Here is a 14146-nt window from a genome sequence, read left to right as displayed (position 1 = left end):
CCAAAAGGCATATCAAATTCGTGCTTCTCCCATCCAGACTTTAACTGTCGGTACTGGAATTCCACCAGTTCAACCGTTCCCTCAGCTTGTGGCTTTGGTTGCGGGTCGCGGACTATGACCGCCGGTTCGGACTTTCACCGACCCCGGAGCACGTATTCGTGTTTACTGAAAACATTCTGGCACACTTTGCGTGGTCCTAGTGACCACCCAGCGCAAGATTGCGTAATACGTCGATTTCCACCGATGGCTCTTCTGCCGAGTACACCGCGGAACCGGCAACGAAGACATCCGCTCCGGCTTCGGCGGCACGCAAGATCGTGTCGCGCGAAATGCCGCCATCGACCTGCAGCGCAATCGGCTTGCCGCTGCCGTCAATGGCTGCGCGGGCGCGCTTGATCTTCGGAAGGACCAGATCCAGGAACTTCTGCCCGCCGAAACCTGGTTCCACGGTCATCAGCAGGACCATGTCCAGCTCGCCGAGCATATCCAGGTAGGGTTCGATCGGTGTTGCCGGGCGCAGGGCCATGGAAGCCTTGGCGCCGGCCGACCTCAGTTCGCGGGCCAAGCGGATCGGGGCTGCCGATGCCTCGGCATGGAAAGTTACCGAGTCCACGCCGAGCTGCGCGTATTCCGGCGCCCAGCGATCCGCGTTCTCGATCATCAGGTGCACGTCGATGGGCAGCTTGCTGACCTTGCGCAGCGCATCAACCACCGGCAATCCGAGGGTCAGGTTGGGCACGAAATGGTTGTCCATGACATCCACGTGAACCGCGTCTGCGGTGTGGATGCGTTCCAGCTCGCTGGCAAGGTTGGCGAAGTCTGCGGACAGGATCGACGGGTTGATCCGCGCGTTAGGCATGGATGCTCCTCGGAATACTCGGGCTTGGCTAGGCTTTTTTGGTCAGGATAGCCATGAACATGGCATCGGTGCCGTGCACATGGGGCCACAATTGCACGGTGCTCCCCTCGGCCAGCGCGTGTCCTGCCGGTGGGGCGTCCTGATGCATCACCGCGGAAACGGCGGCGCTGGTATCAAGCAGAGCAGCATTTTTGTGACGCTTCAAGAAGTCTTCCACAACCAGGCGGGTTTCCGCCTGATGCGGCGAACAGGTGACGAAGCCGATGACTCCTCCGACGCGTACCGCGTTGAAGGCGGCGTCGAGCAGCTCGCCTTGCAATTTGGTCAGCTCAGGGATGTCCCGTGGTGCCTTTCGCCAGCGTGATTCCGGTCGGCGGCGCAGTGCACCCAGTCCGGAGCATGGCGCGTCGACCATGATGCGGTCGTAGTCCCCCGCATAATCCTCGCCGCCAAAGATGCGTCCGTCGTCGCCGGTGACCATCCAGTAGTCATGCGGAACAGCATCCAAGGAGTTCTCGACCAGCCGGGCACGGTGCGGGGCCGGCTCATTGGCGGTCAGGCGGGCGTCGCGCTGCACGGCGATCGCCGCGAGCAGTGCAGCCTTGCCGCCTGGACCTGCGCACATATCCAGCCAGTAGCGGTCTTCGCCGGCTTCGGGCAATTCGATAGCAGCCAGGGCGCGGGCCATGACCTGGCTGCCGGCGTCTTGGACGCGCACGGTGCCTTCCTTGACACCAGGTACACGTGAGACGTCGCCGTGCTTGTAGGTGGCAGAATCCGCGAGCAGGGTGCCTCGCTCTGCGCCGGATTCCAGCGCTCCGGACAGATCGCCCAGGCCGGGCAAGGCTACGAGGTTCACCACCGGGGCCAGGTTGTCCGCTTCCAGCAGGGCTTCAAGTTCACTCGCGTCGCGGCCATGGGCGATCAGTGCGCCACGCAGGGCGCGGACAATCCAGTCCGGGTGCGAGTGCTCGATGGCCAGGCGCTCGGAATCCGATGCGGCGGCGTTGCCCAGCTGTTCGGTCCATGCAGCGGCTTCCTGGGCGGACACGCGGCGCAGCACCGCGTTGATCAGGCCGGATGGGCCGGCGCCAATTTGCGCACGGGCCAGCGACACGGTTTCATCCAACGCTGCGTGCTTGGGCACGCGCATAGCCAGCAGCTGGTGGGCGCCCAGGCGCAGCGCATCGAGGATCGCCGGATCCAGCTCGGCCAGCGGGCGGTCGACCAAGGTGGCCAGGATCGCGTCGTAGAAGCCCTGGCCACGCAGGGCGCCGTAGGCCAGTTCGGTGGCGAAGCCCGCGTCGCGGCGGTCGAGCTGGTATTCGCGGATCATCTTCGGCAGCACCAGGTTGGCGTAGGCATCCGCACTGGATACTTCGCGCAGGGTCTTGAAAGCTACCAGGCGTGCCGGATCGGCCGCGCGCTTGCGCTGCCCGGGTGCGGCTGCTGAATACTTGCGCGGGCCGGACTGGCCGCGGTTGCGGGTACGTCCCTGCTCGTTGCGGCGTACGTTATCGCGGTGTCCACCGCGAGGTTCCTGCCCGCTCATGCGAAGCTCACTTCCGTTCCCTGGGTGAGCACTCCTCGTGCCCAGTCGCTGGCGTTCATCATTTTCTTGCCCGGAGGCTGGATTTCGGTGGGTTGCAAGGCCCAGGTGGCGGTGCCGATGTAAACCTTCGGCTGCTTTCCCGGTTCGATGCGCACTTCGCCCGGTGCAAGGTCGGTGATCTCACGGTGCTCACGCAGCGGGCCGAACTTGAAACGCTTGTCCTCGACCTTGACCCAGGCACCAGGGGCAGGAGTGGTTCCGTGGGCGCGCCGGCGGATTTCGGTGGCGGTCCGGGTGAAGTCCAGTTCCGCATCCACGTCGGTAATCTTCGGTGCGTAGGTGTGCGATCCGGACTGCGGAACGGCAACGGCCTGGCCTGAAGCCAATGCCTGCAGGGTCTGCACCAGCAGCGTCGACCCGGAACGGCTGAGCCGTTCGAGCATGATGCCTGCGGTGTCCAGCTCACCGATGCTCTCGGTGACTTGCCCGAAGACTGGTCCGGTATCAAGGCCGGTTTCCAGCTGGAAGGTGACTGCGCCGGTGATGTCGTCGCCGTTGATAATGGAATGCTGCACCGGAGCTGCGCCCCGCCAGTGCGGCAACAGCGAGAAGTGCAGGTTGATCCAACCATGGGTTGGGACGGCCAAGGCCGCTTCTGGCACTAGGCCCCCGTAGGCGACGATGGCCGCGGCTTCAAGGTCCAACGCCCCAAGTTCAGCCGTAGTTTCTTCGGTGATCTTGGCGGCCTTGATGATCGGCAGGCCAAGTTCTTCGGCTCGGGCAGCGACCGGCGAGGGGGTCAATACGCGTTTTCGACCCAACGGAGCATCGGGACGGGTGAGCACTGCGGCAATTTCAAAGCCGGCTTCGTGCAGGTAGTCCAGGGAGGTGACAGCGACCTGTGGCGTGCCGGCGAACAAAATACGCATGAGCTAGAACCCCAATCCTGCGCCAAAGCTGGAGCCGAGGGCCCCTGATCGTTTTTTCACCGTGGCGTTGGCGGTCTGCGAGTAGTTGTTGGCCCGCAAGGTGCGCCACGCCGCTTTCTTTTCTTCTGGTTCCAGCCGGTCCAGGAACAGAATGCCGTCCAGGTGATCAGTTTCGTGCTGGAAGCAGCGGGCGAGCATGTCGGAACCTTCGATTTCCACCGGATTGCCGAACTTGTCGAAGCCGGTCGCCTTGACGTGGCGCCGGCGTCGAACTGGCGCTGCAATGCCCGGGATGGACAGGCAGCCTTCTACCTGGTCGTCCTGGTAATCGTCGCTGAGCTCCAGCACCGGGTTCACGATATGTCCGCGTTCTTCGCCAATTTGGTAGGTGAAGACGCGCAGGGACACGCCAACTTGAGGCGCGGCGAGGCCTGCACCTGTGACGTTTTCCATCGTCTGGTCCATGTCTTCGACGAGCTTCTGGAGCTCCGGGCCAAAGTCGGTCACCTCCTGCGCTGGGGTGCGTAGAACGGGGTCTCCGATGATCCGAATTCCCAAAATCGCCATAATCCGCTGGTACCTTCCCTGCCGTGGATATTGGTATTAGGTTTCGCAATGCCGAAAGCTAACCGTTCCAGTCTACGCGGTGAAGGGAGGGCTTTACTGAGCTGGCGGCGTGATTTCGACCAGTGAAGCACGCGACTGGGCAATCTTGAATGCAGCTTCCCAGTTCCGCCGCAAGGCATAGAACTTCGCCCAGTAGTCGGGCAATGCCGGCGGCGGTGCCATGAAGGTCCGCGAACCGGTCTCGCCAAGGGCCACAGCGAGCAGCATCGTGTCGATGCCGTATTCCCACTCTTTCCATGCGCCGCGCTCGGCATCCACGACTTGCTCTTCTGCCTTGCAAGCGGCCGCCAGCTGCATGATGACTTTGTCATCGGGGCGCTTGACGAAGCCGTCCCGATCGGTGTTTTTGGTCTTGTAGTCCACGAGGCAGGTTCGGCCGCCGATCTGTGCGACCAGGTCAATGGTGCCCGCGTAGCCGACGCTGTGATTCCATACCGTCACCTCTGCGGCAATGGGCTGGACATTGTAGTCATCCCACCATTGGTCAAAGTGGCGCGCGAACCCCAACTCGTTGTTCGCTTCGAGCGCGGCTTGGGCTGCTTCCAAATCATGTTCCAGATCCAGCGCCCGCAGTGCTCGCTGCTCAGCGTAGTTATGCACTCGATCACCGCGGGCCGCGGCGGAGTCCCGATAGGCCTCGGCCGCACCGGCGGCATCGCGTATCAGGGAACGCAACTGGCCACGGTCACCCACTGCGTGCACCAGTCGATGATCGTCCGAGAGTGCCTTGGCCGCCATGTACCCGGCCCAACCTGACAGGTCCAGCTTGTCCATGGAGATGACTGTGGTGATGGATGGGACAATCGCTTCGCCTCCGACTTGTCGGCAGTACATGCGGCCCAGGTCTGTTTGAATAGCCAGTTTTGGTGACGTCATGCACACGATCATGGCACGCGCTCGGCCTGCTTCGCTCCTAGTCGTACCGGAAAAATGAATTTTCCGCGTAGTTCCGCGGATTTTCGGGCGTGTGAACCAGATCTCAGCGTTTCGATTTGTGGGGATGCGAAAACTCGTATAGAGTTTTTACTCGTTGGAGCGAACGGAAACGTTCAGTAAACAACACATTTTGCGGACATAGCTCAGCTGGTAGAGCGCAACCTTGCCAAGGTTGAGGTCGCGAGTTCGAACCTCGTTGTCCGCTCGCAAAAAGATTCACCGACTAGGTAAAACTAGTCATTCTGACTCCGGTCAGTATGGTGGGGTGGCCGAGAGGCGAGGCAGCGGCCTGCAAAGCCGTATACGCGGGTTCGAATCCCGTCCCCACCTCGCAATGAAGATTGCTGATCTTTTTAGCGCGATTGGCGCAGCGGTAGCGCGCTTCCCTGACACGGAAGAGGTCACTGGTTCGATCCCAGTATCGCGCACGGACTCATGGTTCACCAGACCATGGATCTAATAATTGAATATATGCGGTCATAGCTCAGCTGGTAGAGCGCAACCTTGCCAAGGTTGAGGTCGCGAGTTCGAACCTCGTTGACCGCTCTGTGAATTCAAATTCTGAATTTGGATTCTGTCGAGATTCATTGTGGATCTTCGGCGCGATTGGCGCAGCGGTAGCGCGCTTCCCTGACACGGAAGAGGTCACTGGTTCGATCCCAGTATCGCGCACGGACTCATGGTTCACCAGACCATGGATCTAATAATTGAATACATGCGGTCATAGCTCAGCTGGTAGAGCGCAACCTTGCCAAGGTTGAGGTCGCGAGTTCGAACCTCGTTGACCGCTCCAAATAATTGAATACATGCGGTCATAGCTCAGCTGGTAGAGCGCAACCTTGCCAAGGTTGAGGTCGCGAGTTCGAACCTCGTTGACCGCTCAAGATAAAGATGGGAATCACTTTTCGTGATTCCCATCTTTGCTTTAACCATCCTTTCCAGCCACCACCATCAGCATGCCGCGTGAGCGGACAACCTGTGCACTGCCTGACAGACACCAGCAAAACATCTAGATAGCTGGGGGAAATTTTCGTTTTATGCTTCCACGCATTGGCAAGAGCATCTAGGGTGGTTAGTAGTTGTGGAGCTAAAGGGGTTCCCACAGACGAATGGAGGTGCAGCATGGCAGGATTTGATGATCTGCGTGGCAAGGCAGAGGAATTCGCTAAAGAGAACCCAGAGCAGGTATCCCAGGGTATCGAGCAGGCTGGCGATTTTATCGATGATAAGACCGGCGGCAAGTTCGCAGAGCAGGTAGACGGCGTCCAGGACGGCGCTAACGACTACCTGAACGGCCTTGGTGGAGGCGAAGGCGAGAACAACGAGGGCTAATCCCCTCGCAGTACTCCCCTCGGCTTGCCCGAGCATCCATGGAAGGTACCGACTGAGGTCGGTACCTTCTTTGCTTTAACCTTCGCTTTAGTGTCATATCGTGGAATTAATACACTCTGGTTTTCGACCGGCCGGTGCCACCCTGTAGAAAAAGAGTATGGCTCGTCAAACTCCCACGACTGGAAATGCCCTTTCCCAATCGGTCCTTGCAGGATTGATTACCACGATGGTGGGGTTCGTCGCATCCTTCGCAGTCGTTCTGGCCGGTTTGTTCCAGGTCGGCGCCTCGCGCGAACAAGCTGCCTCGGGCTTGCTCGTCCTATCCCTCACTGTAGGATTGAGCACCATTGCTCTGTCCTGGCGCCATCGCCTGCCGATCAGCATCGCCTGGTCCACTCCCGGGGCGGCCATGCTCGCCGCGCTGGCGCCCGGGGAGTTCGGGTTCAACCAGGCGGTGGGGGCATTCATCGTTGGCGGAATACTCATCATGTCGGCCGGGTTGGTGCCGTCTTTGCACCGGCTGCTCACCCGGATTCCGGTGCCGATTGCCCACGGCATGCTTGCAGGAGTCCTGATCCCGCTATGCCTGAAGCCCTTTACTGCAGTGGCCAGCATCCCGTTTCCCGCGCTGGGAATTTTGCTGGTGTTCTTCATCGGGCTTCGGATTCTTCCAAAATTTGCCGTCGCGCTGAGCATGCTGGCCGCAGTGGGTTTCGGCCTTTGGCACATTGGCCGCACCGAGGCGTGGGATTCGATCGAGGCGTTGCCGCAGCTGCAGTGGGTCAGCCCCGAATTCTCCTGGCAGGCGATTGCCAGCATCAGCGTTCCGCTGTTCGTGGTGACCATGGCGTCGCAGAACATCCCGGGAGTGGCTGTGCTCAGCTCCTTCGGGTATACGGCCCCTTGGCGATCCACCATGCTGGTGACCGGCTTGGGCTCGGCAGGCGGGGCGCTCTTCGGCGGACATGCAATTAACCTGGCGGCCATCACCGCGGCTCTGGCTGCCGGGGAGCAAGCCGGGGCAGATCCCCGGCTGCGTTGGCGGGCCGCGGCGAGTTCAGGGGTGTTCTACCTGGTCTTCGGGGCCTTGAGCGCACTGATCGTCTCTGTGGCCAGCGCCTCGCCCGAGGGACTGTTCCAGGCGGCGGCCGGCTTGGCTTTGCTGGCCACGCTCGCCAATGCCCTGCTCGGGGCGATGGCCGATAGCGCGTGGCGGCTGAGTGCACTGGCCACGGTGCTGGTCGCCGCCGGAAATCTCACGCTCTTCGGGATCGGCGGAGCTTTCTGGGCCTTGGTCGCAGGGCTTTTAACGCACTTCATCGTCGAGCGCAACGCTCGACGATGAAGTGGCAAGAGCAGCTTTTCCAGCCTAGATGGCTGGTTCCCCGACCTGGCCCTCGCGGGCCAAGGCAGTCAGGCGGGAAACGGCACGGAAGTACTTCTTCTGGTAGCCGCCGGACATCATTTCCGGGGTGAACAGCTCGCTGAACGGCTTGCCCGAGGCCACGATCGGCACGTCCTTGTCGTACAGGCGGTCGGCAAGAACCACGAATCGCAGGGCGATGGCCTGGTCGGTGATGGTGTCCACGTTGTGCAGGACCAGCACATCGGTTTCGGCCACCAGCTGGCGGTAGCGCGACGGGTGCACCTTCGAGAGGTGGGCCAACAGATCATCGAAGTTGTCAACGGCCAGGGTCTTGTCCGGGTAGCGGTCCTGGGCGAAGGCTTCGATCTGCGCATCTTCCAGCGGCTCGGGGGCATCGGGCAGGCCTCGGTGGCGGAAGTCCTCGCCTTCGACGCGGTGCACGTCGAACTGCTCGGACAGGGTCTTGATCTCGCGCTGGAAGTCCACTGCCGCGAAGCGGCCCTCGCCCAGTGCGCCGGGCAGGGTGTTGGAGGTGGCAGCGAGCTTCACGCCGGCGTCGGACAGCTCGCGCATGAGGCGGGACATCAGCACGGTGTCGCCGGGATCGTCCAGCTCGAACTCATCGATGCAGACCAGCGAGTATTGGCTCAGCACTTCAACGGTCTGGCGGAAGGACAGCGCACCGACCAGGTTGGTGTACTCGACGAAGGTGCCGAAGGCCTTGCGGCCGGGAGCCGCATGCCACAGCGAAGCGAGCAGGTGGGTCTTGCCCACGCCGAAGCCGCCATCGAGGTAGATGCCGTTCTTGGTTTCCTTCTTCTTCCCGAACAGCTTGGAGAGGAACGAACCGGAGTTGTTCTTGCCCACGGACTCGGCGAAGGCCTTCAGCTTGGTGACCGCTTCGGCCTGCGACGGCTGGTTGGGATCCGGGCGATAGGTATTGAAGGATACTTCACCAAAGCGGTAGGACGGGTGGAAACCGGCCAGCAGTTCTTCGATTGAAAGATTCGGCTTGGTCTCGCTCAGGTGGGTGATCGTCGCCATTGGCTGTGGGAGTCCTTCAGTTGATTGCTCAGGAAATGGTCGGGAAGCCGTGGCTTGCCCATCGGCCAGTTTACCTTGAACGCGGCGATACATTGCCGAAAATGTCGTAGCCCACACTGTGTTCGCCATAGATGGGGACTAGGCTAGAAGCAACGCCCGTTGCCCGCTGTGTCCAGCGTGGCAAAAACTGACACCCGCAAGGATCGTGATTAGGAATGTCGTTGCCCGTCGAGTCCAACGAGAAGTATGCAGCGTACGCTCACCCTGAACGCCTGGTTTCCACCCAATGGGTGGCTGACAACCTCGGAGCCGAGAATCTCGTAGTACTGGAATCGGATGAAGACATCTTGCTGTATTCCACCGGCCACGTGCCAGGTGCGCTGAAGATCGACTGGCACACCGAGCTGAACGACGAGGTCACCCGCGACTACGTCGACGGCGAGGGATTCGCGAAGCTGATGTCCGCCAAGGGCATCACCCGCGATTCGACCGTGGTCATCTACGGCGACAAGTCGAACTGGTGGGCAGCCTACGCGCTGTGGGTCTTCACCCTGTTCGGCCACGAAGACGTGCGCCTGATGGATGGCGGCCGCGACAAGTGGATCGCTGAAGGCCGCGAGCTGAGCACCGAGAAGCCCGCCGTCACCGCCACCGAATACCCGGTGATCGAGCGTGTCGACTCGGAAATCCGTGCGTTCCTCCCGGAGGTCCTGAACCACCTGGGCAACCCGCTGATCGACGTGCGTTCGCCCGAGGAATACACCGGCGAACGCACCCACATGCCGAATTACCCGGAAGAGGGCGCCCTGCGCGGCGGGCATATCCCCACCGCCGCATCGGTGCCCTGGGCCAAGGCGGCGGCCGAGGACGGCACCTTCCGCTCGCGCGAGGAACTGGAAGCCATCTACCTTGATGGCGCCGGCCTGAAGCCGGGCGATGACGTTGTGGCCTACTGCCGCATCGGCGAACGCTCCAGCCACACCTGGTTCGTGCTCAAGCACCTGCTCGGCTTCGAAACCGTGCGCAACTACGACGGCTCCTGGACGGAGTGGGGCAACGCGGTGGGTGTGCCAATCGTCCGCGGCGAAGCTGCCGGCGAAGTGCCTGCACAGCGTGGAGCCCGCGCATGAGCCAGCTGCCCGAGCCATTGAACGAGATCGTCGAGGAATTCTCCGAGGTTCCCGAGGCGGACCGCTTGGAGCTGCTGCTGGAGTATTCGCGCGAGCTGCCCGAGCTGCCGGCACGCCTTGCTGATCATCCCGAGCTTTTCGAGCAGGTCGTCGAGTGCCAGTCCCCGCTGTTCCTCGTCGTGGAGGTCTCGGCCGAAGCCGATAACCCGGTAGGCCTGTTCTTCTCCGCTCCCCCGGAAGCTCCCACCACCCGCGGCTTCGCTTCGGTGCTGGCTGCGGGCCTGGATGGCGCCAAAGCAGCAGAGATTCTCGCAGTCCCGGATGACATGCCCCAGCAGCTGGGGCTGACCCGTGCGCTGTCGCCGTTGCGCATGCGCGGCATGACGGCCATGCTCGGCCGCATCAAGCGCCAGATTTCAGAGCAGCTGGCTGCCTAGGGGCGAATCCCAAGCGCCGCGCAGCACCAAATAGCAACAGAGAAGGATCCCCAGGCACGTGGGCAAGAAGAAGCAGGCCGCGTCCACCCCGGCGACCGCCGCGCTGGACGCCGCAAGTATCAGCTATGTGGCGCACAGCTACACGCATAGCGACTCGGCCGAGAGCTACGGCGCCGAAGCGGCCGAGCAATTGGGAGCCAGCGGCGACCGGGTCTTCAAGACCCTGATGGTTTCCACCGGAGCCAACGCCACCCAGGACCTGGCCGTGGCGGTGATTCCCGTGGATTCGAAGCTGGATCTGAAGGCGATCGGCATCGCGTTGGGCACGAAGAAAGCCCAGATGGCCGACAAGGCTGCCGCGCAGCGGCGCAGCGGCTATGTCCTGGGCGGGATTTCCCCGTTCGGGCAGCGCCAGAAAACCGATACCGTCATTGATTCCAGCGCCCAGCAGTTCGAGACGATCTTCATTTCCGGAGGTCGTCGCGGTTTCAGCCTGGAGATCGCTCCGCAGGATGCAGCGAAGGCGACCGGTGCCATTTGGGCGCCGATCGCCACCAGCTGATGTTTTGCTAGCCAAGCCAAGGGCCCTGCCTGCGAGCCGGCGATCCGTTGATCGTCCGCATCTCGCGGACAGGGCCCTTGGCTATCTGCGGCTAAATGGTTTCGAGCAATGCCATGCGCTTGCCCAGGAAACCGGTAATCGCCTGCGCGAAACCCTGCGGATCCACATTCGGTTCCCGGGTGTGCCCGGCTTTGGAAAATGTCTTGAGCGTGACCAGGTCCGGTCGCAGCGCCGCCAGCTTCAGGCTCGGGCCGTTGGGCACGAATTCGTCATCACGGCTGTGCATGATCAGCGTTGGCAGCTTCAATTCATCCGCACGCTCCACCCAATTCAGCCGGCGCAAATTGACTGGCGCCGCTTGTCCGGTCACCCAGCGTCCCGCCTTGTTGGACAGCAGCCACTGGCCGAACAGGCCCACGGATTGCGGGATCTTGTTGGCCCGAGCCTGATGCGAAAGCACATCGACCCAATTGATGACCGGGCCAACCAGAATGAGTGAATCGATATGGCGGGCGAGCTCGCTTCGATCGGCGGTTTGCAGGCTGATGGCGCCGCCCATGGACCAGCCCATCAGGATGATCCGCTTCGCTCCGTTATCCAGTGCGAATTGGATGCCCGCTTCCACGTCATGCCATTCGGTATCACCCAGACCATAGCGTCCATCTGGCGCGCCGGGAGCCAAGCCGTCATTGCGGTAGCTCATCAGCAACGTGGTGACCCCGAGTTCGCCCAAGGCAGGCAGCGCACGGATGGTCTCATTGCGCCGGGCCCCACGGCCGTGCACGCCAATTACCCAGATGTCCTCGTTGGCGGAGCCGCGCACCAGCCAGGCCGGCCCGTCTCCCCCTTCCAACGGCACCACGACATCTTCGGCATCGAAGCCCAGGTCGGAGGGATGCTCGTAGATGGCACCGGACAGGTTGCCGCGGCGCACCCCTTGGAGGGTGCCGTGGTAGACCTTCTCGATCTTGCGCGCCACCAGCCGAGGTTTGCCCGGGACCGGTTCCGGCGCGGAAAGCCGCAGGGCGCAGGAATCGAATTCTGTCAGGAAACTGCAGGGCCCGGGTTCGCTGGTATCGGAATCCTTGGTGAAATGCAGCCAGAGCTTGCCCTCGGCATCGGTAACGACTTCACGAATGATGCTGTTGCCGGTGCGGCGTTCTTCCGGGGTCACTACGCGTCGGGCGAAGTATCCGGCGAGCGCTGAGACGCTGGCGGCGACCAAGGAACCGGCGCCCAGTCCCAGTCCCACCCCAATCAGGGTTGCAGGCACTGCGCTGCGGGGTTGCAAGGTATCTACGATGTTCCGAGCCATGTTTTCATCTTTCCATGAGCAGGCCCGGGAATCATCCAGCCTGCTCAAGCGTTTTATATTGCATGAGCGATGAATCGGTAAACCAATCAGCAACATCACCAGATGAGGTGGCCGCGCGCAGCGATGTGCAGTGGCAGCAGATCCTCTCTCCCGAGGAATTCCATGTACTGCGCCAAGCCGGGACCGAGCGCCCCTTCACCGGCGAGTACTGGGATACCACGACCGAGGGCGTGTATTCCTGCCGGGCCTGCGGTTCGGAACTGTTCGCGAGCACCACGAAATTCGATGCCGGCTGCGGCTGGCCCTCCTTCTTCGCGCCTTTGGCCGAGGACCGGGTGCGCTACATCAGCGATGAGTCCCTGGGCATGAAGCGAGTTGAGGTGCGCTGCGCCAATTGCGATTCGCACATGGGCCACGTTTTCGAGGGCGAAGGATTCAAGACCCCGACTGATTTGCGTTACTGCATGAACTCCTTGAGCCTGACCCTGCGCCCGGCCCAGGGCTAATGCCCTTGACGGTGGCAAGGCGTGGATCACATTTAGAGCAAGAGTTGCTTATTCACTAAGGTCTTAGCATCACCTTTTCTGTTGTTTGGGCGTAGCGTTCAAGGTAAGCACTTGAACGCTGCCCCAAAACATGAAAAAGAAGGTGTATGAAATGACTCAGATTTCCTCCAAGCCAGTACCGGCCACCGACGCAGAAGTACTGCAGATCGCAAACTCGCAAGCTTGGCTGAAGCTGAAGTCTGCCGCCACCGAGTTCCAGGGACTGCAGGCTCAGGACGGTTCCTTGGCCGATAGCGCTTTCGCACCGAAGGCCGTCCAACTCGTTGATTCCATCATCGAGTCGGTGCAGTCCCTGCGCCCGCACTTCGAGCACGATGCCGAATACCTCGAGCAGCTGGTCGCGGATCTGCGCCAGTGGGCCGATGCCGGCTTCGGCGTGCCCGACTTCCTCGATTCGCTGATGCAGTTCCAGCCGCAGACCCAGCGCATCGACGGCCTGCTGCACCTGGTGCTTTTCCCGATGTACACGCAGAACGGCTCGACCAACCGCCACCTCGAAGCTGTACTGGTGCAGGTGATGTGGCCCGAGTTCATCGCCGACCTGGAAGCCAAGGACTACACCAACGCGCTGTTCGTGCCGCTGCGCTTCATCGACTTCACCGAAGGCTACAACACCAATTCCGCCGTGCTCTTCCCGGAGTCCGTAGCGATCCGCGAGACCCCGTCATTCACCTGGGGCGCAATCTTCCAGGATCGTGAAGCAGTGCGCTTCCGCAAGGTCCTTCAGGAAGCCAGCCGCATCACCAACCTCGAGTTGCCTGCGGACGCAGCAGAGCTGCTCAAGGACCAGCACCTGACCGAAGAAACCTTCATCATGTGGGACCTGATCCACGACCGCACCCACATGCGTGGCGACCTGCCGTTCGATCCGTTCATGATCAAGCAGCGCATGCCCTTCTTCCTGTACTCGCTGGAAGAATTGCGTTGCGATTTGACCGCGTTCCGCGAATGCATGAAGATCGCCGCGAATCCGGATTCGGATGCGAAAAGCGCCAAGATGGCCAAGCTCGTGCAGTACGCGGTGATCTTCGACCGCATCTTCCGCTTCGCCATCACCGGCTCGCGCGTGCGCAACTACGACGGCCTCGGCGGCCAGCTGCTGTTCGCCTGGATGCACCAGCACCATGTGCTGCACTGGACCGACACCAAGCTGAGCATTGACTGGGATCAGGTGCCCGAAGTGGTTGCAGCCTTGGGGGATGCGATCGACGAACTGTACTGGAAGTCCATCGACCGCCCGAAGCTGGCTCACTGGCTTGCAGCCTACGAACTGGTTTCTGCCACCGTCACCCCGAACCCCGCTTCGGTCTGGGCCAAGGGCCCCGAGGCCCTGCCGTTGACCGCACCGCTGCGCGAAATCACGGACCAGGTCATGGACGACGAATTCCCGCTGTCGATGTTCTATGAAGCACTGAACAAGAAGATGGCCTCCGTCATCGAATCGACCAAGGGCATGACCGGGGCAACGAAAATCTAGCCTTTCCTCTAGGC

14 protein-coding genes, 7 tRNA genes and 1 riboswitch are annotated in these 14146 nt (G+C 61.6%); of the genes, 14 read left to right on the top strand and 7 right to left on the bottom strand.

Annotation, left to right across the window (positions count from 1 at the left end; genetic code table 11):
- Positions 1-17 precede the first annotated feature (17 nt).
- Positions 18-155, bottom strand: a riboswitch (FMN riboswitch).
- A 41-nt stretch (positions 156-196) separates the two neighbouring features.
- The 5 genes from rpe to BKX98_RS02720 all read right to left on the bottom strand — a co-directional run bounded on the left by rpe (position 197) and on the right by BKX98_RS02720 (position 4843).
- A complete protein-coding gene (gene rpe, locus BKX98_RS02740) occupies positions 197-859 on the bottom strand; it encodes a ribulose-phosphate 3-epimerase (protein WP_066138876.1) in 663 nt (220 codons plus the stop codon).
- 28 nt (positions 860-887) lie between these two features.
- The gene (locus BKX98_RS02735; protein ID WP_073706066.1) at positions 888-2411 is read right to left on the bottom strand and encodes an RsmB/NOP family class I SAM-dependent RNA methyltransferase; all 1524 of its coding nucleotides are present in this window, start codon (positions 2409-2411) and stop codon (positions 888-890) included.
- Complete coding sequence (gene fmt / locus BKX98_RS02730; protein WP_073706065.1) at positions 2408-3340, bottom strand: methionyl-tRNA formyltransferase; 933 nt, start codon at positions 3338-3340, stop codon at positions 2408-2410. Before fmt ends, BKX98_RS02735 begins: the two co-directional genes overlap by 4 nt.
- A gap of 3 nt (positions 3341-3343) precedes the next feature.
- A complete protein-coding gene (gene def, locus BKX98_RS02725; protein WP_066138885.1) occupies positions 3344-3907 on the bottom strand; it encodes a peptide deformylase in 564 nt (187 codons plus the stop codon).
- Between the two features lie 93 nt (positions 3908-4000).
- Positions 4001-4843, bottom strand: a complete 843-nt coding sequence (locus BKX98_RS02720; RefSeq protein WP_073706442.1) for a PD-(D/E)XK nuclease family protein — start codon at positions 4841-4843, stop codon at positions 4001-4003.
- A 192-nt stretch (positions 4844-5035) separates the two neighbouring features.
- Between BKX98_RS02720 and BKX98_RS02715 the strand changes: the two genes are divergently transcribed.
- The 9 genes from BKX98_RS02715 (at position 5036) to BKX98_RS02675 (ending at position 7580) form a co-directional block, all read left to right on the top strand.
- Positions 5036-5108: transfer RNA gene (locus tag BKX98_RS02715), tRNA-Gly, on the top strand.
- Positions 5109-5162: 54 nt separating this feature from the next.
- Positions 5163-5233, top strand: a tRNA-Cys gene (locus BKX98_RS02710).
- Positions 5234-5259: 26 nt separating this feature from the next.
- Positions 5260-5331 (top strand) — tRNA-Val (locus tag BKX98_RS02705).
- A 45-nt stretch (positions 5332-5376) separates the two neighbouring features.
- A tRNA-Gly gene (locus BKX98_RS02700) sits at positions 5377-5449 on the top strand.
- Positions 5450-5503: 54 nt separating this feature from the next.
- Positions 5504-5575: transfer RNA gene (locus BKX98_RS02695), tRNA-Val, on the top strand.
- Between the two features lie 45 nt (positions 5576-5620).
- Positions 5621-5696 (top strand) — tRNA-Gly (locus BKX98_RS02690).
- Between the two features lie 15 nt (positions 5697-5711).
- A tRNA-Gly gene (locus tag BKX98_RS02685) sits at positions 5712-5784 on the top strand.
- A gap of 241 nt (positions 5785-6025) precedes the next feature.
- On the top strand, positions 6026-6235 hold the full coding sequence (locus BKX98_RS02680; RefSeq protein ID WP_038991825.1) for an antitoxin: 210 nt from the start codon (positions 6026-6028) through the stop codon (positions 6233-6235).
- 157 nt (positions 6236-6392) lie between these two features.
- Positions 6393-7580, top strand: a complete 1188-nt coding sequence (locus BKX98_RS02675; RefSeq protein WP_073706064.1) for a benzoate/H(+) symporter BenE family transporter — start codon at positions 6393-6395, stop codon at positions 7578-7580.
- A gap of 24 nt (positions 7581-7604) precedes the next feature.
- Here the strand turns inward: BKX98_RS02675 and zapE are convergent, their stop codons facing one another.
- Positions 7605-8645, bottom strand: a complete 1041-nt coding sequence (zapE, locus tag BKX98_RS02670; RefSeq protein ID WP_073706063.1) for a cell division protein ZapE — start codon at positions 8643-8645, stop codon at positions 7605-7607.
- A gap of 215 nt (positions 8646-8860) precedes the next feature.
- Between zapE and BKX98_RS02665 the strand changes: the two genes are divergently transcribed.
- From BKX98_RS02665 to ybaK, 3 genes are read left to right on the top strand one after another with little or no spacing between them, the layout of a single operon-like run.
- A complete protein-coding gene (locus BKX98_RS02665; protein WP_073706062.1) occupies positions 8861-9775 on the top strand; it encodes a sulfurtransferase in 915 nt (304 codons plus the stop codon).
- Entirely contained in the window at positions 9772-10212 is a 441-nt protein-coding gene (locus BKX98_RS02660; protein ID WP_038991829.1) for a SufE family protein, read from the top strand. Before BKX98_RS02665 ends, BKX98_RS02660 begins: the two co-directional genes overlap by 4 nt.
- A gap of 58 nt (positions 10213-10270) precedes the next feature.
- The gene (gene ybaK, locus BKX98_RS02655; protein WP_073706061.1) at positions 10271-10774 is read left to right on the top strand and encodes a Cys-tRNA(Pro) deacylase; all 504 of its coding nucleotides are present in this window, start codon (positions 10271-10273) and stop codon (positions 10772-10774) included.
- Between the two features lie 91 nt (positions 10775-10865).
- On the opposite strand, the gene BKX98_RS02650 is transcribed toward ybaK, so the two are convergent.
- Positions 10866-12089: a S9 family peptidase gene (locus BKX98_RS02650; RefSeq protein ID WP_038991831.1), complete on the bottom strand. Its 1224-nt coding sequence runs from the start codon at positions 12087-12089 to the stop codon at positions 10866-10868.
- 62 nt (positions 12090-12151) lie between these two features.
- Between BKX98_RS02650 and msrB the strand changes: the two genes are divergently transcribed.
- Both msrB and BKX98_RS02640 read left to right on the top strand, forming a co-directional pair.
- Positions 12152-12595, top strand: a complete 444-nt coding sequence (gene msrB / locus BKX98_RS02645) for a peptide-methionine (R)-S-oxide reductase MsrB (RefSeq protein ID WP_073706060.1) — start codon at positions 12152-12154, stop codon at positions 12593-12595.
- A gap of 151 nt (positions 12596-12746) precedes the next feature.
- Complete coding sequence (locus BKX98_RS02640) at positions 12747-14132, top strand: DUF6421 family protein (RefSeq protein ID WP_073706441.1); 1386 nt, start codon at positions 12747-12749, stop codon at positions 14130-14132.
- Positions 14133-14146 lie beyond the last annotated feature (14 nt).

It is taken from the genome of Glutamicibacter sp. 0426, from assembly GCF_001906485.1.
Classification (GTDB): Bacteria; Actinomycetota; Actinomycetes; order Actinomycetales; family Micrococcaceae; genus Glutamicibacter; species Glutamicibacter nicotianae.
This window is presented reverse-complemented; position numbering and strand designations above follow the sequence as displayed.